The organism is Methanospirillum hungatei JF-1, from assembly GCF_000013445.1.
Classification (GTDB): Archaea; Halobacteriota; Methanomicrobia; order Methanomicrobiales; family Methanospirillaceae; genus Methanospirillum; species Methanospirillum hungatei.
In genome coordinates this window covers 3,368,684-3,388,356 of record NC_007796.1, presented here as the reverse complement: position 1 = coordinate 3,388,356, position 19,673 = coordinate 3,368,684, and the positions used below count along the sequence as shown (strand labels likewise).

The window sequence follows — 19,673 nt, the reverse complement described above, 5'->3', positions numbered from 1 at the left end:
TTCTGTCAATGATGCACTCCATTCATCTATCCAGAATTTGGATCGAGAACTATTGAAGATATTGCGATTGCTTGGGCCGGAGTACGAAAAATTCTATAGTTGAAAAAAGATCTGGCGAATGTGGGGTTATTCCAAATTTTCCTAATTCTTTTGCTGCGGATTTTGTCATCCCAATAACAAAAGCTTTACTGGCAGAATAGACAATCTGACCATCACTTCCATTGACTCCAACAATTGAAGAAAGATTAATAATTTTCCCGGATTTCTTCTTCATCATCATCTTTGCTGCATATTGCATACACAAAAAAGAACCCTTGCAATTTGTTGCAATTATTTCATCAAATTCTTCTGATGGAGTCATGAGAAGAAGATTATTCTTCATTATTCCGGCATTGTTTACAAGAATATCCAGATGGCCGTAAATCTCTTTGATTATCCTGAACATACGCTTGACATCTTCGCCGTCTGAAATATCCGCCTGAATACTTATTACCTCGCCGCCATCCTGTTTTATCAGATTAACTAACTCGTCTGCTGCTTCGCTGTTAACATGATAATTCACTATGACCTTTGCATGATTTTCTCCAGCAAGTAGAGCGGTTGCTCGTCCGATTCCTCTGCTGGCCCCGGTTATTAACATCACTTTGCCATTGAGCATGTAATTTACCTCATCAATTGTTTCTTAAAATAACCCACCGCACCAAACGGTTCAGAGTCATTATCCCATCCCACGGCTGAGTGAAGTCATGCATCGTGCCAGGATTTACGATCCGATCCACACCTTGAGATGTAATATCCCGGGCAAAAACTTCTCGTTTTTCCTGATTCAAAATTCCAACTGATATTGCCTGAATCTTATGATTCACCAGGGGGATTACATCATTAATAGAATTTATCTCCTTGATGAATATGCATTTTCCTTGTATTGGTTCTTCAAGGCAGATCTCCTGATCAATGAGGATGGTCCAACTCAGATCACTTGGAGCAATACAGTTCTTTTCATCAGAAAGTAAGTAACGAGTCCGAGTGTTTATGATCTTCGAAGAGTGACCGGTCGAGATCTCTTGATTGCGGAGTGTTTCAGGCAAATCTTTAAAGGTATCCTGAATCCACGAGGCAATCGTCATTATCGGGTACTTATTTTTTTCCATAAACACTACATGGGGGGAAGAACAGGCCATCTGATTGAAAACTGCAATATCTTTTACCATCATTGGGAGAGAACTCTTAAAAGAGTCAGATTCAATATACTGCTTGTCAAATACAGCAAATGAATATTTCGGTCCAAAAATAATAGTTTCACAATGATCCTTACAGGGTAAAAGAGATATTGCACGAACTGCTTTACTCCCCCCAAAAATAACCCGGCAATCTCCTGCAAGAGAAAATTTCTCACTCAAGCGGGCAGATTTACCTTCAAAGGTCACTATTGCTATCGTATCAAGGAGAGTCTTTCCAGAGTAGGTCACACCATTATAATTTACTGAAATATTTACGAGTTCCCGGAGGATAGAAAGGATTAGGGGGACAAACACTTCCGGCATTTTAACAATGTTGCCATTTTTTGAAAGAATGGCCTGAACAATGGAAAAAAATCCCAGCGTTGGCATATTTGCTGCAATCCAATGGCATACGATCCCACGAGGTTGGGCCATCATCAAAAAATTCGTCTCGGTTTGTAAAAAACCATCCAAGTATCCTTTATTAGAATAATTAACCCGGCAGATTAGATCAAGGTTTTCGCGTCGAAGCCATAGTGAGATATAACTGACCCCGGGATGAGTGTTGATTTCAGGTTTTTTAAGAATCCCCTTTCCCAGAACATCGAGAATTTTTATGATGGCGTCAAGTGGTATTGCGGCAAGTGCTTTTCTCTTGTTTTCTATAATATGAGAAATTTCGTCAAAATTTTCAGTGTTTTGCGTTTCAAATTTTCCGTTCATGAGATGGCAGGTGATCATCTGTCAGACTCCCGAAATGTATCGCCACATCCCCGAGGTTCTGATTTTTCAACCCGTGACACAAACCGGAAATATCGACCTTTGCGCCCACAGGGACAGTCATCTACACCTATCATGACCCCAATATCTTCGGTCAAAACAGCCTGATCATAATAGCTATCTGCGAGGATACTCATCACCTCTATGAGACCATTCTTCCCAATTTCACAGGTATCAAGGGTGTAAGGATCACGGATAATGACTTGTGAAAAAGCGGGTATATGCTTGTTGCCACATTCACAATCAACAAAGATGATACCTGTCTGCTCGGCCATCCCGTAAAAATCGAGGATGTTCTTTGATTGGGTACAAAAGATTTCAGCAATTCTATCTGAAAAAACCTCTTTAGAAACAGCAAGATCATGCATCTTTTTCCATCCTCCCCCATGGAACAACCTGAAATCATTAAATAAAAACCTGATATTTCCCTGTCTTATTTTTTCAAAAAAGATCGTCCAAATAATATAAGTAAATCCAAAAGCATACACGTCTTCATATGAATAGTTATTCACGATATCTTCAATAATAGGAAGATTCAGGGAAAGTTTCCCGTTTTCTTCTTTCAGGAGATAGAAGATTTTTTTTGCATAAATGCTTAATCCCCGAACGCCGGCGGTTCGTGCAGAAAAGGCCATCTCTGGTTTGTTAATTCCTTCATGATCGATAACAAGAAATATCCTTCGTTTATTACCCAGATAATCTGCAAGAATTGATTTTAACGCCTTTATCTGGTTAAGAGTTGTGGCTTTGTCCAGAGGAATTTTACTGGGGATTCCACCTGTTGTCCCACTGGAGTTTAGAATCTTAACGATCTCCTGTTCAGGGCAGATTTTGAGATCAAATTCTTTAAACATCTGAACAGGGATATAAGGTATCTCTTCCAGTCTTTGTATTGCATTGATATCGATGCCACATTTATTGAAATAATTATCAATGTGTGTATTGTTACACCTGGCAACCTTCAGTTGTTCTTTAATAATCGATAAAAGAAATTCATTCTTATCCCGGTCAGAGAGCGAGTATGGAGCTAGGGCTACAATTTCCTCACGAGTTACTGCCTCTTTAGATAGGGTTGTAAGATCATTTGGCAACTTCTCTTACCTCCTTTCTTCGCTCAAGTATTGCAGCGAGTGTCTTTTTATCTACTTTATTCGAGGCATTGAGAGGAAATTCTTGAATAAAGAAAATTTGTTTTGGAATTTTATAAGATGGCAGATGTTGCGTACATCGTGTGAGGATCTGCTCCCTCAAGGATGATTCAGGGATTTTACCTGGTTGGACAACAGCGATTACGGCCTCTCCCATAATTTCATCGGGCAGCCCCAGTACTACACAACCATTGACTCCATCAATAGAACAGATGAATTCTTCAATTTTATTGGGGGAGATACGATATCCACCGGATTTGATGATGTTTTTTGTTCTTCCGATAACATAGATATACCCTTCATCATCAACAGTTGCAAGATCCCCTGTATGGAGACGGCCACTTTTAATGACACTTTGAGTACCTTCAGGATCTCCATAGTAACCCTTCATAATGTTATCACCAATAGCAGTGATTTCACCAGTCTCCCCTGACTGTACTGTTTTTCCGTCTCCATTAATTACTTCGAGAGTAACTCCTGGAATGCCCTTTCCTATGGAACCAAGCTTAGTAAGTACTTTATCAGGTGGAAGAAAAGAGAGTCTTGCCGTAGCTTCGGTTGCTCCATACATCACAAAAAACTCCTTTTGCGGAAAAGCTTCGGCAATTATCTTAATGTATTTGTTCGGCAATTGCCCTCCAGCCTGCGTCATGTATCGAAGTGTGGGCATATCCTCTTTTAAAAATGGAGTTTTATTAATAAGAATCTGATAGGTGCTCGGAACACCTGCAAATCCAGTACAGAAAAAAGAATTGATATCCCGAATAACTCCACCAAGGAAGATATGGTTAGCGATAACAATACTTCCTCCGATTCGGAGATGAGTGTGTAACAATGACGCCCCATAGCAATAAAAAAAGGGAAGTGTGGCACAGACACGATCCTGGGAAGTGAGTTTGAGATACTGGACAATTGATTCAGTGTTAGCACATAGGTTGCCGTGAGTTAACATAACACCTTTCTTAGTGCCGGTGCTCCCAGAAGTAAAAATCACAACCGCTACGTCGTTATCCCTTACATGAATTGTATTTGGTAATTTGGAAGTTGGAAGAGTAACAAGGAGATCTTCGGTAAGAATTTTTTCATTGTTTGAGAACTTTGACAAAAATTTCTTCTGGACAAAAAAAGCAGAGATACGGCATCCATTAATGATACTTGTCAGAGATTTGTCTGATATTGACGTCTCCATGAGAAGTGCCCTATTTCCACTCTTCAAAATTGCAAGGTAGGCAATTATAAAAAAAGGAGAATTTTATGAGAGCAGAAGACATTCATTCCCCCAACCAATAGTATGAGAAAGATAAGCCGCAAAATTATCAATCTGTGATTTTATTTCTTTATATGTGATACTGCCATCCTTGTACAGAATACACTCTTTTGAGGGATTTGTTTTTAGTTCAAAGAGATAATCGACGAAATTCATATCTGTTATGTGAGATACTTCTGTAAAATTACCTTTACTTTTCCAAAAGTCTCCATTGCGATGATGTCATCCATCTCAATCTCTATATCAAATGTTTCCTCAAGCATAGCCACCAACTGAAGGTGTTTTAATGAATCCCAATGAACGCATGAGTTATAGGAAAGAGAATCGGTTACCTCCCGAGCAGGTAGTCCCAGAACTTCACAAAATATGTTTTCTATTTTTTTTTCATCATAACATGTCATATTATTTCTCCTTTTGAATAATGCAGAATGCTAGAGCCATACTGGAACTGTGTGAAAGACTTAGTTTTATGCGGAGGTTTTCATTCTCATTTGAATTAATTCTAACATTTGGGACTCCTGATTCGTTATTAATTATTTCTATTGCTGGATAAAAAATATGAGTGACATTAAGACTATAGAGTGCCTTGATAACAGCCTCTTTTCCTGCATAACGTGCGGCTAGGTGAGGAGCAGGTGCATCTTTAGACATGCAGTATTCCAATTCTGGTTTCGTATAATTTTTTTCAAGAAATACCCTAAATTGTCTCTCCTGAAAATTCTCGAACCGCCGGATTTCTTCAATATCAGTACCAATACCGATTTTTTCAAATGAATCATATTTCATGCTCAGTAATTCACCTCCATGAATAATTTAATGAGAGTGATACAAACAACGTTTTAGATCGTTCTTGTTTTTTCAGGTTTTATCATTATTTTTAAAAAAAACCCTATCCGATGAAGATCACTAACACTAAAGAAATTAATTATTACGTCTTAATTCCTCAACCACCTGTTTCAGACGAGATAATATGAAATTTTCCTCATCATTACTCATTCCTGTAAATAATGGCAATCTTAGCAATCGACCACTAGTCTCTTCTGTTACCGGTAAATCACCATCCTGGCAACCAAATGTCTGTCCCATCGGTGAGGAATGTAATGGGATATAATGAAATACTGCATGAATCCCCGCTTCCTGTAATTGTTTCATCACCGTATCTCTCACACTCTGTTCCTGGAACAAAACATAAAAAATATGGGCATTATGTTCGGCGTAATCGGGAATTACCGGTAACCTGATCACTCCCGACTCCTCAAACGGTTTTAACTGGGTATAATATTTATACCAAATCTCCATCCTTTTCTGATTAATTTCATCCATTGCCTCTAGTTGAGCAAATAAAAACGCAGCCAGAATTTCACTCTGCACATAACTGGACCCAACATCCACCCAGGTATACTTATCAACCTGACCACGGTGAAACTTACTCCGGTCAGTTCCTTTCTCCCGGATTATCTCCGCCCGCTCGATTAGGTCAGGGTCATCCCGGTTAATAACGAGGGCTCCACCTTCACCACAGGTTATATTTTTGGTTTCATGGAAACTGTAACAACCAAAGTCTCCGATGGTTCCGAGATACTTACCCTTGTATTTCGCACCAACCCCCTGTGCTGCATCCTCAACAACCCATACATTGTACTTTTTTGCAATGGCCATTATCTCATCCATCGGACAGGACACTCCGGCATAATGAACCGGATAAATAGCCTTCGTCCTTGGAGTAATTGCCTCTTCTATCTTTGCCGGATCGATATTGAGTGTAACCGGGTCGATATCCACAAAAACAGGTCTTCCTCCAGCCATTACCACCGGGTTTGCGGTAGAGACAAAGGTGAAGGAGGGCATAATCACCTCATCTCCGGGCTGTATATTGATGAGACGGGTAGCCATCTCAAGAGCACTCGTGCATGAGGTGGTGAGAAGAACCTTCCGTGCCCCGAACTTCTCCTCCATTAACTGTTCGCACTTTTTTCCGTAAGGTCCATCACCACTTATTGGTGCTCCGTTCTGAATATTCGTTAAGATATCATTGATGTATTTTTGTTCATTTCCGGTTCGATAAGGGCGGGTAAATGGAATTTTCATGAAGAATTCTCTATGATATTATCTCTTGAAAGCATAAGCTCATTTGCATACACCAGTGACTCAAACGTTCCGGCATCAGTCCAGTCCCCGGAATAGTACTCATACTTCATCAGACCCTGCTTTACGTACCAGTCATTCACCGAACTGATCTCAAGCTCACCACGATGAGATGGACTAACGCCCCGGATGACATCAAACACATCAGGATTATAGAGGTATACCCCAATCACCGCATAACAACTTTTTGGCTGACATGGTTTCTCCTCGATACACAGGAGCATCTTCTTGTGCTCATCAAGTGCAGCAATCCCATACCGCTCCGGATCACCAACTGCCTTTAAAAGAACCATAGCACCTTCTTTTTGTTCAGAGAACGCAACAGCATACGGACTGATACTTGAGGTCAGGATATTATCCCCAAGGATAACAACCATCTTTTCATCATGCACAAACCCTTTGGCAAGAAGGAGTGCATCAGCAATCCCGCCGGCAGTATCCTGGACTTTAAAAGTGAAGTGGCATCCATACTCGGCACCACTTCCGAGGAGTTGGACAACCGCTCCCATGTGATCCTTACTGGTAATTACAAGAATATCTTTGATGCCTGCTGAGAGGAGTTGTCTGACTGGATTTAATATCATTGGCTCCTTGCCCACCGGCAGCAGATGCTTATTGGTAACTTTCGTAAGAGGATAAAGCCGGGTTCCCGTCCCTCCGGCAAGGATTATCCCTTTCATTTCATTACAGGTTTTTGTGCAATGCAGATAAGACTACTGCCAACGGGGAGATCAAAAAAGTGGATCAATTTCCGTTCAAGCCATAAAGCGTGATAAAGCAGTTCATTAAGAACCCCCGGGATCATCAGTTCATCCACCCCATAATCTTCTTCTCCCTCTCTATTGCTATGTAATAGAAAGATATCTAAAAGCATTCTTTTAATCAGAAGGATGGGATAAGGGATTGTCATAAAATACGAGAGCCGAATCGGAGTAAAACCTGCCAATGATACCTTCTTCATTAATCCTTTGGCATGGTATCTTCGCTTATGACCTGCATATTGATCAATAGCGGACCAGAGTGACTCACCAGCGGGGACAGTGATCAGACAGATGCCACCTGGTTTTATGGCCTGATACAGTCGGTGAAGTGCTAACTCATCATCATCAAGGTGTTCAAGGACATCACAAGCAATAACTGCATCAAACTCATCATAAAACGGAAGATCATAGAGATTGCAGCGGAAGAATTTTTCTCCGGAATTTCGTTTTCTTGCAAAGGAAAGGCCCTCCAAAAACATGTCTGCACAAGTCATCCGGTACCCCATTCTTGTAAGATACTGGGAAACTAGACCTGTCCCACACCCAACTTCACACACCTGCGGAAGGAAATCCACCTCTGATACACCATCACCTGTATGGTCAGCATTGCCCGGGAGGTATCGCTTTAAAAATGCTCCAATAATTTCGTTTCTTGATCTGAACCAGAAGTGCTTTGCTTCATGTTTATAGAGGAGAGAAAATCCTTCTGTCGGGAAGAAATACTCATCAGAACCAGAGACAGGGAGACAAAAAACTCCATCCCTCTCTTCAATTTGATAATTGCATGAGGGACAGCAAAGCGGAGGTTTACCCGTCTTAAAGAGGGATTTACATTCAGGACACTGGATCATTGTTACCTTCTAATATACTGATCTTTCCTTCTGGTCCACATTTTCATTGAAAATTTTGGTAGTGCCCTGTTAGCAAGCTGGTAATACTAAGTGCAAATAAAGTATTAAATTTTATGTACTAAAAATTAATATAAGTTTAGATATAATTATTTTCATGGTTGGAAAACGTGGTCCTATATTGATTACGTGTCAAAATCCGGATTGTACTTATTTTCAAATTGAAGATGGAAAGAATATTACTAAAAATGGGCATAATTCTGCAGGCAATCAACAGTACTATTGCCATCACTGTCGACGTTTTTTTATTGAAACTAAAAATACTCCTCTGTATGATTCTCGTTTACCACGAACTGCTGTTCTCATAATTGCGAAACACTCGACTGAAAAAACTTCAATTCGAGGAGTATCTCGAGTTACCGGACACCATCGCGACACTATATCTCGATATTATCACTTAATCGGTGAACATGCTGAAAAACTCAACGATTATTTTATTCATGACATTTCCGCGGGGGATTGTGAGATGGATGAAATTTGGGAGTTTGTTCAAAAAAAAACAAGAATCTCCTAACAACTGACTCTGAAGAATTAGGTGATTGTTGGTCCTATACTTGTTTTAAAAGGGATTCTGGATTATTTTTAGCATTTGAATCTGGAAAAAGAAATATTGATACTTGTGCAGATATGTTAGTTCGATTTTTTAACCGAATGGAACTTCCAACGCCAGAAAACAAAATATCGATTTTTACTGATGGAAACGTCCAATATAGCATTTGTTTACCTGAATTATATTGTGAGCCATGCTTGGATTATGGTCAGGTGATCAAAGTAAAAGAGAAGAATAAACTTGTTTATGTCATTCGAGAGAAAATTATGGGAAATCCAGATAGTAAAGCAATCTCTACCTCAGTCATTGAGGGCTACAATAATAAAATCAGACAACGATTGAGCCGTTTTGGAAGGAAAACTGCCTCTTTTTCAAAAAAACTCAATAGATTCATTTCAGCGCTAAATATCTTTCAATTTGTGCATAATTTTATCGAAGTAAAAAGTAGTCACAAGTCTCCAGCAATGTTAGAAAGTATTACTGATCATCTTTGGAATTGGAGTGAGTTTTTAAACTACCATGTTCAGTTCTAAAGGAGGCCAGTACCAAAATTTTGCGGTGATATTAAAACCGATAGATATTGAGTAAAAATTCCCAGGTTTTACCAATTCTTTGGAACAAAGTCATCGGCGTTCACAATACTTGCGCTATCTCCTGTCGCTCTTATCACGAAAAGTCCGTTTTTCTCAGCCAATGCTGCTGTCCCTGCATCTTCAGATATGAATGCCACTGCTCCGTATATTTTCTTATCAGTGTATTCTGGCATCCAGTTCTTCGCCTGTTTAATTTTTTTTAGAAAATGCTTGATATCTTCCGGCCTTAGTGTGGTTTTTACTTCAACTATTACAATTTCAGAACCGTTAATCCCAATAATGTCAAACTCATAATCGATTCCGTCACGACGGCCTTTCCTTCGTTTAATCGTGTCAGTAACTTTTATTCCTCTTTGGTTAAGAAGGGTAAGAATATCTCCTTCTACCAGAGACTCGACAAGTTTACCCCATTGAGAGGTGAAAAGCCGTTCCAGTTTGTTAAGCTTTTTATCGGTCTCTTTAAATTTCTCACTGAGTAAACGGTCAGTCTCCTGAAACTTCCGATCAGTCTCCTGGAATTTTCTATCCGTCTCCTTAAACTGTTTACTTGTTTCCTGAAACATAAGCCAGACTTTTTCAAATGACAGAGGCCGTCTATGATAGTTTCTTCAGATGAGGAGGACGATTTTGGTTTTGAAGAAGGAGTCATATATGATTATACTATTACATCTTGAGTAATTATCTGTTCTGGGAATAGTCTGAAAACCTTTTTCAATCCCGCCCAGCCACGATCTTGTTGCTGTAGGGATCTATCGGGTCTGGAATTTTCCATTATGGATAATGTGTCCATTTTATGACCAAAATTCGATATATCCTTTAAATTAAATAATTTCCAAAAGTCTTCAAGAATAATCTCTACTTGATTCATTATCATTCGAAGCGTTCCTCTTGCAATTACAGGATGATTTGGAACAGTTACTGGTCTCCGGGAGAGGTGACGGAGGTGAATATGGCTTCCTTTTTGGTCATTTACCACGTAACCGATTTTTCCAAGAACTTTTACTACTTCAATTCCGGAAAGAATGGGTAATTTTCCCTGTTTCATATTTGAACTGACACAAAACTTTCAGTTTTTTTCAAATTAGGTATGATGGGAATCCCATCGCGTGCCAAAGCGGTAAGATGAAGTTCGATTGCTTCGGTGATTTTTTCCCTCGCTTCTTCCTCAGTTTTTCCCTGAGATATACAACCGGGAAGAGATGGAACAGACACAACATACCCCCCCTCTTCATCCTTTTCAATAATTATTTAAAAATCTATTTTTATCACAAATAATTTAGATTTCGGGCCTTAATATTATTCTTGTTGTTTCAGATACCACCTGATCGTTTTAACCAGTCCTTCCTTAAATGTAATCTTTGGACACCAACTAAGTTCTCTGGTAATCTTATCGGGATCAATCGCATACCGGAAATCATGCCCCTGTCGGTCAGGAACAAAAGATATTAAATTTTCCGATACTCCTGGATCACCCGTAAGATCCCGGGTTATGTTGATAATTTTTTTGACTAAATCCAGATTCTTCCATTCATTTTTAGAGCCGATATTATAAACCTCACCAACTTTCCCATTTTGCATCACTGTAGCAATACCTGAACAATGATCTGATACATGGATCCAGTCACGGACATTCAACCCATTACCATAGACCGGGATCTTTTCTTTTTGAAGACATCGTTGAATCGTCATGGGGATCAGCTTTTCCGGGTGCTGCCAGGGGCCATAATTATTTGTGCACCGGGTGATGTTCACCGGCAGACCATATGTCTCATGCCATGCGAGAGTGAGGAGATCAGCACTAGCTTTACTTGCCGCATAGGGGCTTCGGGGTTTTATTGGGCTTGCCTCTGTGAAGAAACCATCGGGACCGAGTGTTCCATATACTTCATCAGTTGAGATCTGGATAAATTTTAAATCATCGTGTTTTCTGCATATTTCAAGCAGGTTGTAGACTCCCTGAATATTCGTCGAGATGAACGGCGATGCGTCTGTGATGCTTCGGTCCACATGTGACTCAGCGGCGAAGTTAATGATGATATCCGGGTTTGTGGTGGTGATTGCATCAGTGACTGTAGGGAGATCACAGATATTACCGTGAATGAAGTGATAGTTTGGGTTATTTTTTTGTTGAGTCAGCGCTTTCTGATTTGCGGCGTAGGTGAGGGCATCGTAGTTGATGATGGAGATGTCCGGGCAATTGTCAAAGAGATAATTGATAAAATTAGAACCGATGAATCCGGAGCCGCCGGTGAGGAAGATGGTGAGAGGTATTTGTAAAGTCATGAAGATATTTCCATATTATTTTATGCTGGATGATATAACCGGTATAAGAATTCTGATTATACTTTTTGTCCACTTTAGATGATATTATGACCGGATCTGAAACCTCATACGTACAATATCTGCACAAAATAATTCATTCTTCTCGTTTACCTTTTCTCCTGGGATTAATTATTGTTCTTCTCTATATTGCACCAGTTCTGATTCAATGGGAAGATGCACCTGTTCTCAATCATGACTGCCTTGATTCTAATGTGGTATGGTATTTAATTCTTGGCCAGTCCGGAAAACTCTTTGGATCATATGATGGAACAATCGAGCAGATAATGGGAGGTATTTCCCGGAATTCTTTTCCATCTGAATTTAATGTCGTAACATTATTATTTACTTTCTTCGAACCAATCACTGCATATTTTCTGAATTTTTCTATCATCCATCTCATCGCTTTCATCGGGATGTTTTTCTTTCTGCGTGAGTTTTATCCCGGAGGGAAAGAGTATCGATATTTAATCCCCGGGGTCTCTTGTGCATTTGCATTATTGCCATTTTATCCACCTGCTGGATTGAGCATTGCAGGCTTACCGCTCATGTTATATGGTTTTTTCTCTCTCATTCGAGATGGGTGGAGATTGTGGTCACTTCTGCCATTAATATTATATTCTTTCTATTCAAGCGGGGTCTTTACCGGATATTTCTTACTCCCGATTCTATTCCTGTATTGCGTTTTGATTTCGGTTTATCAAAGAAAAGTTTTATGGAGAGGTATTTATGCGATATTCTTCGCGGGTCTCCTTTTTTTAATTTGTGATTATCGACTATTCTGGGAGATGTTTTTAAATAATTCATCCATCTCTCATCGAGTCGAATTTTCATCTATTGGGTTACCTTTCATTGATACTTTTCAGACAGGTTATGGTATGCTTTCCTCCGGACAGTATCATGCTGAAAGCCTGCATCAGCTCATTGTTCCCGTGTTATGGGTATCTTTGGCTCTGATGGTTATTCACCAGTTAGGGAAAAAGAGAGATATTAATCGATATATTATCTATTTTGGTACCCTTTTATCAGGAGGTTTAATCCTTTCTCATTTAACGTCCCGTGTGAATGGAGATTTAATCACTCTTTTCTTATGGAGTTCGATAATTTTCTTTCTTTTTCTTCTTCTTGGACTTCATCTTAAAGGAGTATCAAAAGGAAAATTTTTAACTATTGAATGGATTATTGTCGGATTAACAACTCTTGTATTTCTTTTTTCATTTATATATCAAGTTTCAACGTTGGATTTATTCCTTTTTATTAAATCACAATTTTTTGTTTTAAATGCACTGCAAATGCGGTTTTATACATTATTACCAGTTATTTGGTATCTCATATTTGGGATATGTTCTATTTACATACTGGAAAGATCCAAAAAATTAAAAATCTTTGTTTATGGAGTGATTCTGATTCAGATAATCTTTTTATTCTCATTTCAGGGGGGTACATATCAAACTGGTGGTTATGGAAATCTTCAGGATGGTCAATATTCTTTCAATGAGTTCTATTCACCTGATGTTTTTGAATCCATCAGGGATGAAATCGGAATAAACCAAAGTAGTTATCGGGTTGGCTCAATCGGGATTCACCCGGCAATAAGTCAGTATAATGGGTTTTACACCGTCGATGGATATTTTGCTAATTATCTTCTTCAATATAAACACCAATTCAGGGAAATAATAGCCCCTGAATTGAATAAAAGTGAAAGATGGCGTGTATATTTCGATGGCTGGGGATCCAGGGCGTATATATTCTCATCAGAACTCGATGGAACATCTTATTCAAAGGGAAATGGGATTGTTCTTCAGGATCTTGACCTAAATATTACCGCTTTCAAAAATCTGGGAGGGAAATACATCTTTTCAGCAGTTGAGATTGATCCAGTTGTTAAGGGTTTATCTTTAGAGGGTGTTTACTCATCCGAAAAATCTCCATGGGAGATACGAGTGTATTCTGTTCAATGAAAGAATAATGAGGAGACTTTTTAATTTTTTACTAAACAAGTATGTCCCAACTTACCGGAGTTCCCTTTTTTAAATCCCTGTTCACCTGTTTTCCAAGTAATGTCCTATAATATTTTGGTGACAATCCTAGTCCCGGTCTGATACTCCGCAGGTTTTCTTTTGTGAAAATATCTCCTGCCTGCATATCTTCTGCAACATAAAGAGATCGTCGAAAAATCACAGATTTTTTTCCCTCTTCACCAGGCCCATATTGTACACACCCAAGTGACTGCCAGGCCCGTCTCGTCTCTTCAATTAGAATCCGGAATTCATGTGGTTCCATGGAGAATGCACTATCCACCCCGCCATCTGCCCGTGAGAGAGTAAAATGTTTCTCAATCACCGTTGCACCATGAGCGACAGCTGCAACCGCTGCGCCGATACCCATAGTATGATCAGACAGACCGACCTCACAATCAAACAACTCCCGGATATGAGGAATTGTAAGGATATTACTATTCTTCGGACTTGCCGGATAGGTGCTAGTGCATTTAAGGAGGACCAGATCCCGACACCCGGCATCCCTTGCAGTCCGGACCGCTTCATCAATCTCAGCGACGGTTGCCATCCCTGTTGAGATAATAAGAGGTTTTCCGGTTTCTGCTACCTTTTGTATCAATGGAAGATCAACGACTTCAAATGATGCGATCTTGTAGGCAGGGACATTCAGGGTTTCAAGAAACTCAACAGCGGTCTCATCAAATGGGGTGGAGAAACAGATAAGGCCGAGTTCTTCTGCCTGTTTCATGATAGGGGCATGCCACTCCCAAGGGGTATGTGCCTGCTTGTAGAGATCATACAGACTTTGTCCGTTCCAGAGGCTATTCCTATCGCTGATAAAGAATTCTCCCTCTGCGATATCCAGTGTCATCGTGTCAGCGGTGTATGTTTGGAGTTTTATTGCGTGGGCACCGGCTTGTGCAGCTGCTTCAACAATGGCAAGTGCCCGATCGAGGGAGTGGTTGTGGTTCCCGGACATCTCGGCAATGATAAATGGAGGGTGATTGTTTCCGATGATGGATCTACCGATTTGCATAATTTTCACCAGTCATTCTTTTGCATTATCTAAATTGCTTTTAGCGGTAATTTTAAGAAAAAATTTACGTCCTTTATACTCAAACCAAGCAGGGTACTTATTATTATCTACCGTTCTTAACAGATGGAATTGTGATAAAAGGCTTTTCTGAACGTCAATCTTACTATCTTCAGGGCCACGGTGTGGATAAAAAGATGGCTCACCTTCTTGCTTCAGTCCAAGTTTTGCACTATCTGGATATCCACTGACAAAATCCCTACATAAATCAACAATTTCATTCGCTAATCCACAACGCAGTTCTTCAATCAATTCATTACCTGAAAATGATACAAAAGCTTTCTCGTATATGGGTCCACTATCAACTGATTCTCCGGCTTCAAATATCGTTACTGGAATTTTATCTTTTCCTTCAAGAATTTGCCAGGTAAGAGGTGACCAACCCCTTCCTTTCGGTAAATCACTAGCGTGAACAACAAGATTGTTTCGATGCTGCATCAACCGATTTTTATCTACTATCTTCTCATAACTCAAGAAAAAACACATATCTCCCGCGGGAAGTTCTGCTGCATCATGTGCCCATCTCACTTCATGACCATCATCTATCCAATCAAAGATTAAAACCGGGATATATTCGTTCATCCAGCTTCCAACATCAGAGCAGACGCTGATACGCCACCCCCCCCCCGTCAGATTTGGCTGAGAAATTAAGTGATTCAAAAACTTTACATGAGGTAGTATTCTCTTCTTTTACTCTTCCAAATATTATTACCCCTTCATGTTCTTTTCTGAATGCGCAAAGACCAGCCTTCAGAAGGGGCCTTCCTACTCCACGGTTCCTGAACTCGGTGGCAAGAGAGTAATGAATTTCCCATATTTCACTTTTTCTTTCAAATCTCACCTGTCCGATGGGAACCTTATCCTCACTCTCAACAATATAGAGAAAAACATTCTCTACATCTCGGAGTTTATCATAAAACCATTGATGGTGTCTGTCTGGAGAGATCTCATCCAATGTGAAAGAATTCTTCCGGTTTAATGGGTCATTCGCCCATGATAACAATATTTTTTCGTCAGAAAGCTTAGCACGTCGAACATGTAATGCTGTATCCGGAGATATCGTAAGTGCAGTAAAAACCCTCATTACCCCAAGGCCATCAACCCTTTGTGAGCACTGTGAGGACCAATCCCTAATATCCCTTCTTGACAACAGTTTAGAAATAGATTCGCGAATCATATTTGCTGTTACGGTATCAGCATTTCCTAGCCATTTAACTAGACCTTGCTCTTTAAGACCATGAGCAATGGCTTTCTGATTCTCTGCTGTAGTTATCACAATGGTAGGAAGCCCCAGGCACAATCGTTCCCAACACGTTGTCCCGGAAGCCCCGATCGCTAGATCCGCTTTCGCAATCAGGGGTGCAAGAGATGGAAGGTTACTGTGTACTACTATGCCCGGTCTGCCAACAATCTGATCCCGGATAGTATTATAAAAAGGGGATTTTTTTGATATGACCACATCAACCTTGATATCCGGATGGTTCAACTCCATTACTGCGGAAAGGGCTATTCCGGTCAGGTTATTCTGGTCTACCCCGCCAAAAAAGATAAGAATTCGCCTGATTGGACCTTCACGAGGGGGGATCTTATCATGTAGTTCTGAATAAATCGGCTGAAGCAAAGCATACTCTGGTCCCAGCATCTTTCCACACGAGGATGGGATCTTTTCATCGTACCTCGTCTCCATCCCTTCAACCAGGTTTTGATCCAAAAGAAGATCGCAGTCATGCACCCGGTCAGCAAGATCATCAATAACAAAGATCCGGGAAACATATGGGCGGAGATACCTTTCCCATCTCTCATCCAATGCATAATGATCAACAATTAACCAGTCCGGTTTTCTGTCCAGTGTAGATATTATCCTGCGAGTTTCTTCGGAATCCTCTTCCCATGAGACTCCAAGCCAAGGGGCATGATATGGATCAAACGCCGGAGATGGAAATACAGGATCGGCACCTTTCCTTAAACGATGGACTATAAACCCCTGCTCCTCGATGCGGTCACAAAGATGCCCATCATGTTCACGGCAGATAAATGAGACCGATGCACCTCTATCTCTCAAAACTCCGGCAAGGGTGAGGCAACGCATGACATGACCCGTGCCGATAGCGGTAGATGCATCGGTGCGGATTATTATTAAAGAATTAAACATATTTTTGTAATGATTGGATAGAAAATTTCGTTCTCTCAATAATACCAAAATTTGTTATGAAAAAAGGATCATCATTGTTTTTTCTCTAATAAAAACCAATTAATGTCATCCTGTGGAAAATTCCAATCCCTATGGTACACAAAACCATAATCGGTAAGAATGAGATCTTCATATAGATCTAGCATTTCTCCACAAAAATCTCGTTTAAACAATCTTTTCTGATGGCCTCTATAAGTAACCTCAATAGGTGATGGATTATAATATTCACAAATTAATAAATACCGATTAGATGATTCGTACAACAAATTGTATACTTTTTCCAGATATTCAGGATTGATATGGATTAGAACACCTTTGATTAAAACAAGATCAAATGTCTTTGTTGGTGAGTATTCTAGAATTGATTGCGGGAAAATATTTTGTTCGGGAAGAAACTTATTTAGTTCGGTAATTGCATCCGTATTTATCTCAATTGCATATTGATTTAGTTTAGGAAGAAGTATTTTTAATGCTTTTAGATTTATTCCAATATTTGCTCCAAACTCAATACAACTATTAATATTACGAGTATGTTTTAATGCAGCAGCGAAGAAAGCAAGATTTTTTGAAATAGAATCACGATTTGCATTTCTTGATATGTATTCCGTCCCAAATTCCCCAGCCCAAAATTTTTCCTGATCTGTCTTATATGATTTCATTCTACCTCTTCTTTAATTATTTACACTTATGATTAAAAATTCGATGTCGAAGAAATGACAATCCACGATATATCATAAATTGTTGATTACATGCACTTGAACATCATCTCCGCTCGGATCCAGTCTTCCAAAGTATCAATATCCTGAACCCGGTATCTTGGCAGAACAATCGGAACTGATCTCTCTGAAAATAATATAACTCCCTCTTTCCAAGCAGATGCTTTCCCCCAGTAGAACTGACCGGCATCATGGTATGCTTCTTCGAGATCCTGGGACCGTGTATTATAATACTCCGGATAGAACATCTCAAGTGTGCCGGTAGTATTTATTTTTACAGCCCGCTGTATCGGGAACGGAAAACTCGTTACCGTGAAAGCATAGTCTGCATTACTTGAATGAAGTTTCTCAAGACCGGATTGAATATCTTCTGCCCTGATAAAAGGAGCCGTTGCATAGATACAGCATACCTCCTCGTATAAGATCCCATTTCCCTCAAACCACTCAATCGTATGACGGACAACCGCTGCCGTCCCGGTATAATCATCAGCCAGTTTGGCCGGACGGAGAAATGGAACCTCTGCCCCAAATCTTCTTGCAACATCAGCAATCTCCTCATCATCCGTCGAAACAATAACCCGGTCAAAGCATTTACTCTGGAGAGCCGCTTCAATTGACCAGGTAATGATTGGCTTTCCGCAGAAATCCCTGATATTCTTTCGCGGAATCCTTTTGCTTCCGCCCCGGGCAGGGATGATTGCAAGTCGCATAATTATTCTCAATTATTGGTGATGCTACCAGTTAGAGATAGTGTTAAACAAGTTTTAAGTCAGCATATACTCTTTTTTCAAACATCTCCTGCACTCCAACAATAACCCGTTCTACATCCTCATCACTCATCGCCGGAAACATCGGCAGGGATATTTCACTTTGGTAAAAATTCTCTGCAACTGGAAAATCTCCATCGTGATATCCAAATCTCTCACGGTAATATGGTTGGAGATGGACCGGAATATAATGGACCTGGCAGAAGATCCCTATTTCCCGAAGGTCCATGAAGATCTTTTTCCTATCAACTCCTGTGAAACAGACCGGATAGAGATGATAGGCATGGCGGGAATTTTGGGGAGGTTTTGGAGGGTTCACCAGTTTTTCATTCCCCCGGAATGCTTCATCATACATCCGGGCGATCTCATTCCGGCGCTTAACAAATCTCTCAAGTTTTTCAAGTTGTGAGAGCCCGAGAGCACACTGAATGTCAGTTATCCGGTAATTATATCCTAGGTCTTGCATTTCGTAGTACCATTGGCCCTCATTTTTGTGAAGTAATTCTGGATCTTTTGTTATCCCGTGGCTTCGGAATCGTTTCATCGCCGCGGCGAATTCCCGGTTATTTGTAGTAACAATACCCCCTTCTCCGGTAGTGATATGTTTGACCGGATGGAAACTGAACATCGTCATATCTGCTTCAGTACCAACTTTCACATCACCCCGGATTGCCCCAAGAGCATGGGCTGCATCTTCCACCACTATGCAAGAATGGTCTTGTGCTATCTCCCGAATGGATGTCATATCAACCGGATATCCGGCAAAATCCACCGGAGCAATAACCTTCGTCCGGTTGGATATTGCTTCATTGATTTTATCGGTGTCAATACACCATGTCTTCTTATCAATGTCTACAAACACCGGACGGGCACCCAGGTATACTCCGGCGTTTGCGGTTGCAACAAAGGTGATGGGACTGGTAATTACTTCATCTCCGGTTCGGACCCCGGCTGCGTAATATGCTCCATGGAGAGCAGAGGTCCCGGAATTAAATGCAACGGCATATTCTGATCCGACATATTCCGCAATCTTCTGTTCAAAGCTCTCAACCAAGGGGCCCTGGGTGAGCCAGTCTCCTTTTAAAGCAGCGATAACAGCGGTAATATCGTCGTCATCGATCCATTGCCTGCCGTATGGAAGGGGATAGGTCATATTTTGCATAGATATTGGGTCGCGATTACGTTATTATTACACATGTTTCACAGGATCTCTTT

General features: G+C 40.3%; 21 protein-coding genes and 1 pseudogene. 2 read left to right on the top strand and 20 right to left on the bottom strand.

The window, feature by feature from the left end; all coding sequences use genetic code 11:
• Positions 1-49 precede the first annotated feature (49 nt).
• The 10 genes and pseudogenes from MHUN_RS16225 to MHUN_RS16185 all read right to left on the bottom strand — a co-directional run bounded on the left by MHUN_RS16225 (position 50) and on the right by MHUN_RS16185 (position 8,172).
• Positions 50-658 carry an SDR family NAD(P)-dependent oxidoreductase gene (locus MHUN_RS16225; protein WP_011450050.1) on the bottom strand — a complete coding sequence of 203 codons (609 nt, stop codon included), beginning with the start codon at positions 656-658 and terminating at the stop codon, positions 50-52.
• Between the two features lie 13 nt (positions 659-671).
• Positions 672-1,961 carry an acyl-CoA reductase gene (locus MHUN_RS16220; RefSeq protein ID WP_011450049.1) on the bottom strand — a complete coding sequence of 430 codons (1,290 nt, stop codon included), beginning with the start codon at positions 1,959-1,961 and terminating at the stop codon, positions 672-674.
• Positions 1,958-3,091, bottom strand: a complete 1,134-nt coding sequence (locus MHUN_RS16215) for an acyl-protein synthetase (RefSeq protein WP_011450048.1) — start codon at positions 3,089-3,091, stop codon at positions 1,958-1,960. The genes MHUN_RS16220 and MHUN_RS16215 overlap by 4 nt, the downstream gene beginning before the upstream one ends.
• Positions 3,081-3,539: a class I adenylate-forming enzyme family protein gene (locus MHUN_RS19880; protein WP_338040862.1), complete on the bottom strand. Its 459-nt coding sequence runs from the start codon at positions 3,537-3,539 to the stop codon at positions 3,081-3,083. Before MHUN_RS19880 ends, MHUN_RS16215 begins: the two co-directional genes overlap by 11 nt.
• Positions 3,537-4,388: pseudogene (locus MHUN_RS16210) on the bottom strand (AMP-binding protein); the annotation flags it as partial. The pseudogene MHUN_RS16210 and the gene MHUN_RS19880, both read right to left, overlap by 3 nt.
• Before the next feature lie 188 nt (positions 4,389-4,576).
• Positions 4,577-4,816 (bottom strand): acyl carrier protein, encoded by a 240-nt coding sequence (locus tag MHUN_RS16205; RefSeq protein WP_011450046.1) that lies wholly within the window; start codon positions 4,814-4,816, stop codon positions 4,577-4,579.
• Between the two features lies 1 nt (position 4,817).
• A complete protein-coding gene (locus MHUN_RS16200) occupies positions 4,818-5,201 on the bottom strand; it encodes a holo-ACP synthase (RefSeq protein ID WP_011450045.1) in 384 nt (127 codons plus the stop codon).
• A 135-nt stretch (positions 5,202-5,336) separates the two neighbouring features.
• The gene (gene rffA, locus MHUN_RS16195) at positions 5,337-6,503 is read right to left on the bottom strand and encodes a dTDP-4-amino-4,6-dideoxygalactose transaminase (RefSeq protein WP_011450044.1); all 1,167 of its coding nucleotides are present in this window, start codon (positions 6,501-6,503) and stop codon (positions 5,337-5,339) included.
• A complete protein-coding gene (locus MHUN_RS16190) occupies positions 6,500-7,240 on the bottom strand; it encodes a sugar phosphate nucleotidyltransferase (protein ID WP_011450043.1) in 741 nt (246 codons plus the stop codon). The genes rffA and MHUN_RS16190 overlap by 4 nt, the downstream gene beginning before the upstream one ends.
• Complete coding sequence (locus MHUN_RS16185; RefSeq protein ID WP_011450042.1) at positions 7,237-8,172, bottom strand: class I SAM-dependent methyltransferase; 936 nt, start codon at positions 8,170-8,172, stop codon at positions 7,237-7,239. Before MHUN_RS16185 ends, MHUN_RS16190 begins: the two co-directional genes overlap by 4 nt.
• A 154-nt stretch (positions 8,173-8,326) precedes the next feature.
• Here MHUN_RS16185 and MHUN_RS18520 point away from each other — a divergent pair.
• Positions 8,327-9,312 (top strand): IS1-like element ISMhu11 family transposase gene (locus MHUN_RS18520; RefSeq protein WP_143709314.1). Its coding sequence is split into 2 segments (ribosomal slippage): positions 8,327-8,720 and positions 8,720-9,312, totalling 987 coding nucleotides; the frame shifts between segments, so codons are not numbered across the junction.
• A gap of 68 nt (positions 9,313-9,380) precedes the next feature.
• On the opposite strand, the gene MHUN_RS16175 is transcribed toward MHUN_RS18520, so the two are convergent.
• The 4 genes from MHUN_RS16175 to rfbB all read right to left on the bottom strand — a co-directional run bounded on the left by MHUN_RS16175 (position 9,381) and on the right by rfbB (position 11,655).
• Positions 9,381-9,935, bottom strand: a complete 555-nt coding sequence (locus MHUN_RS16175; RefSeq protein ID WP_011450041.1) for a hypothetical protein — start codon at positions 9,933-9,935, stop codon at positions 9,381-9,383.
• Positions 9,936-10,027: 92 nt separating this feature from the next.
• On the bottom strand, positions 10,028-10,417 hold the full coding sequence (locus tag MHUN_RS18515; protein WP_011450040.1) for a type II toxin-antitoxin system HicA family toxin: 390 nt from the start codon (positions 10,415-10,417) through the stop codon (positions 10,028-10,030).
• Positions 10,414-10,614, bottom strand: a complete 201-nt coding sequence (locus MHUN_RS18510; protein WP_275039224.1) for a type II toxin-antitoxin system HicB family antitoxin — start codon at positions 10,612-10,614, stop codon at positions 10,414-10,416. The genes MHUN_RS18515 and MHUN_RS18510 overlap by 4 nt, the downstream gene beginning before the upstream one ends.
• Positions 10,615-10,668: 54 nt before the next feature.
• Positions 10,669-11,655: a dTDP-glucose 4,6-dehydratase gene (gene rfbB / locus MHUN_RS16165; protein WP_011450038.1), complete on the bottom strand. Its 987-nt coding sequence runs from the start codon at positions 11,653-11,655 to the stop codon at positions 10,669-10,671.
• Positions 11,656-11,741: 86 nt separating this feature from the next.
• Between rfbB and MHUN_RS16160 the strand changes: the two genes are divergently transcribed.
• A complete protein-coding gene (locus MHUN_RS16160) occupies positions 11,742-13,652 on the top strand; it encodes a DUF6044 family protein (protein ID WP_011450037.1) in 1,911 nt (636 codons plus the stop codon).
• Between the two features lie 31 nt (positions 13,653-13,683).
• Here the strand turns inward: MHUN_RS16160 and pseI are convergent, their stop codons facing one another.
• The 6 genes from pseI to pseC all read right to left on the bottom strand — a co-directional run bounded on the left by pseI (position 13,684) and on the right by pseC (position 19,611).
• Positions 13,684-14,727 (bottom strand): pseudaminic acid synthase, encoded by a 1,044-nt coding sequence (gene pseI / locus MHUN_RS16155; protein WP_011450036.1) that lies wholly within the window; start codon positions 14,725-14,727, stop codon positions 13,684-13,686.
• A gap of 12 nt (positions 14,728-14,739) precedes the next feature.
• On the bottom strand, positions 14,740-15,366 hold the full coding sequence (locus MHUN_RS16150; protein ID WP_011450035.1) for a formyltransferase family protein: 627 nt from the start codon (positions 15,364-15,366) through the stop codon (positions 14,740-14,742).
• Positions 15,367-15,379: 13 nt separating this feature from the next.
• Positions 15,380-16,936, bottom strand: coding sequence for a UDP-2,4-diacetamido-2,4,6-trideoxy-beta-L-altropyranose hydrolase (pseG, locus tag MHUN_RS17910; protein ID WP_083758493.1), 1,557 nt, complete (start codon positions 16,934-16,936; stop codon positions 15,380-15,382).
• Between the two features lie 71 nt (positions 16,937-17,007).
• Positions 17,008-17,634 carry a pseudaminic acid biosynthesis-associated methylase gene (locus MHUN_RS16140; protein ID WP_011450033.1) on the bottom strand — a complete coding sequence of 209 codons (627 nt, stop codon included), beginning with the start codon at positions 17,632-17,634 and terminating at the stop codon, positions 17,008-17,010.
• Positions 17,635-17,720: 86 nt separating this feature from the next.
• Positions 17,721-18,401: a pseudaminic acid cytidylyltransferase gene (gene pseF, locus MHUN_RS16135; RefSeq protein WP_011450032.1), complete on the bottom strand. Its 681-nt coding sequence runs from the start codon at positions 18,399-18,401 to the stop codon at positions 17,721-17,723.
• Positions 18,402-18,444: 43 nt separating this feature from the next.
• On the bottom strand, positions 18,445-19,611 hold the full coding sequence (gene pseC / locus MHUN_RS16130; protein WP_048068127.1) for a UDP-4-amino-4,6-dideoxy-N-acetyl-beta-L-altrosamine transaminase: 1,167 nt from the start codon (positions 19,609-19,611) through the stop codon (positions 18,445-18,447).
• Positions 19,612-19,673: the final 62 nt, after the last annotated feature.

Excerpts from the sequence above, each read along its gene's own strand:
- pseG (WP_083758493.1), bottom strand. The coding sequence starts at position 16,936 with ATGTTTAATTCTTTAATAATAATCCGCACCGATGCATCTACCGCTATC.
- pseC (WP_048068127.1), bottom strand. The coding sequence starts at position 19,611 with ATGACCTATCCCCTTCCATACGGCAGGCAATGGATCGATGACGACGAT.
- rffA (WP_011450044.1), bottom strand. The coding sequence starts at position 6,503 with ATGAAAATTCCATTTACCCGCCCTTATCGAACCGGAAATGAACAAAAA.
- MHUN_RS16160 (WP_011450037.1), top strand. The coding sequence starts at position 11,742 with ATGACCGGATCTGAAACCTCATACGTACAATATCTGCACAAAATAATT.
- MHUN_RS19880 (WP_338040862.1), bottom strand. The coding sequence starts at position 3,539 with ATGAAGGGTTACTATGGAGATCCTGAAGGTACTCAAAGTGTCATTAAA.
- MHUN_RS16220 (WP_011450049.1), bottom strand. The coding sequence starts at position 1,961 with ATGATCACCTGCCATCTCATGAACGGAAAATTTGAAACGCAAAACACT.
- MHUN_RS16205 (WP_011450046.1), bottom strand. The coding sequence starts at position 4,816 with ATGACATGTTATGATGAAAAAAAAATAGAAAACATATTTTGTGAAGTT.
- MHUN_RS16140 (WP_011450033.1), bottom strand. The coding sequence starts at position 17,634 with ATGAAATCATATAAGACAGATCAGGAAAAATTTTGGGCTGGGGAATTT.
- MHUN_RS16150 (WP_011450035.1), bottom strand. The coding sequence starts at position 15,366 with ATGAACGAATATATCCCGGTTTTAATCTTTGATTGGATAGATGATGGT.
- pseF (WP_011450032.1), bottom strand. The coding sequence starts at position 18,401 with ATGCGACTTGCAATCATCCCTGCCCGGGGCGGAAGCAAAAGGATTCCG.
- MHUN_RS16190 (WP_011450043.1), bottom strand. The coding sequence starts at position 7,240 with ATGAAAGGGATAATCCTTGCCGGAGGGACGGGAACCCGGCTTTATCCT.
- MHUN_RS16200 (WP_011450045.1), bottom strand. The coding sequence starts at position 5,201 with ATGAAATATGATTCATTTGAAAAAATCGGTATTGGTACTGATATTGAA.
- pseI (WP_011450036.1), bottom strand. The coding sequence starts at position 14,727 with ATGCAAATCGGTAGATCCATCATCGGAAACAATCACCCTCCATTTATC.
- MHUN_RS16185 (WP_011450042.1), bottom strand. The coding sequence starts at position 8,172 with ATGATCCAGTGTCCTGAATGTAAATCCCTCTTTAAGACGGGTAAACCT.
- MHUN_RS16225 (WP_011450050.1), bottom strand. The coding sequence starts at position 658 with ATGCTCAATGGCAAAGTGATGTTAATAACCGGGGCCAGCAGAGGAATC.
- MHUN_RS18515 (WP_011450040.1), bottom strand. The coding sequence starts at position 10,417 with ATGAAACAGGGAAAATTACCCATTCTTTCCGGAATTGAAGTAGTAAAA.
- rfbB (WP_011450038.1), bottom strand. The coding sequence starts at position 11,655 with ATGACTTTACAAATACCTCTCACCATCTTCCTCACCGGCGGCTCCGGA.
- MHUN_RS16175 (WP_011450041.1), bottom strand. The coding sequence starts at position 9,935 with ATGTTTCAGGAAACAAGTAAACAGTTTAAGGAGACGGATAGAAAATTC.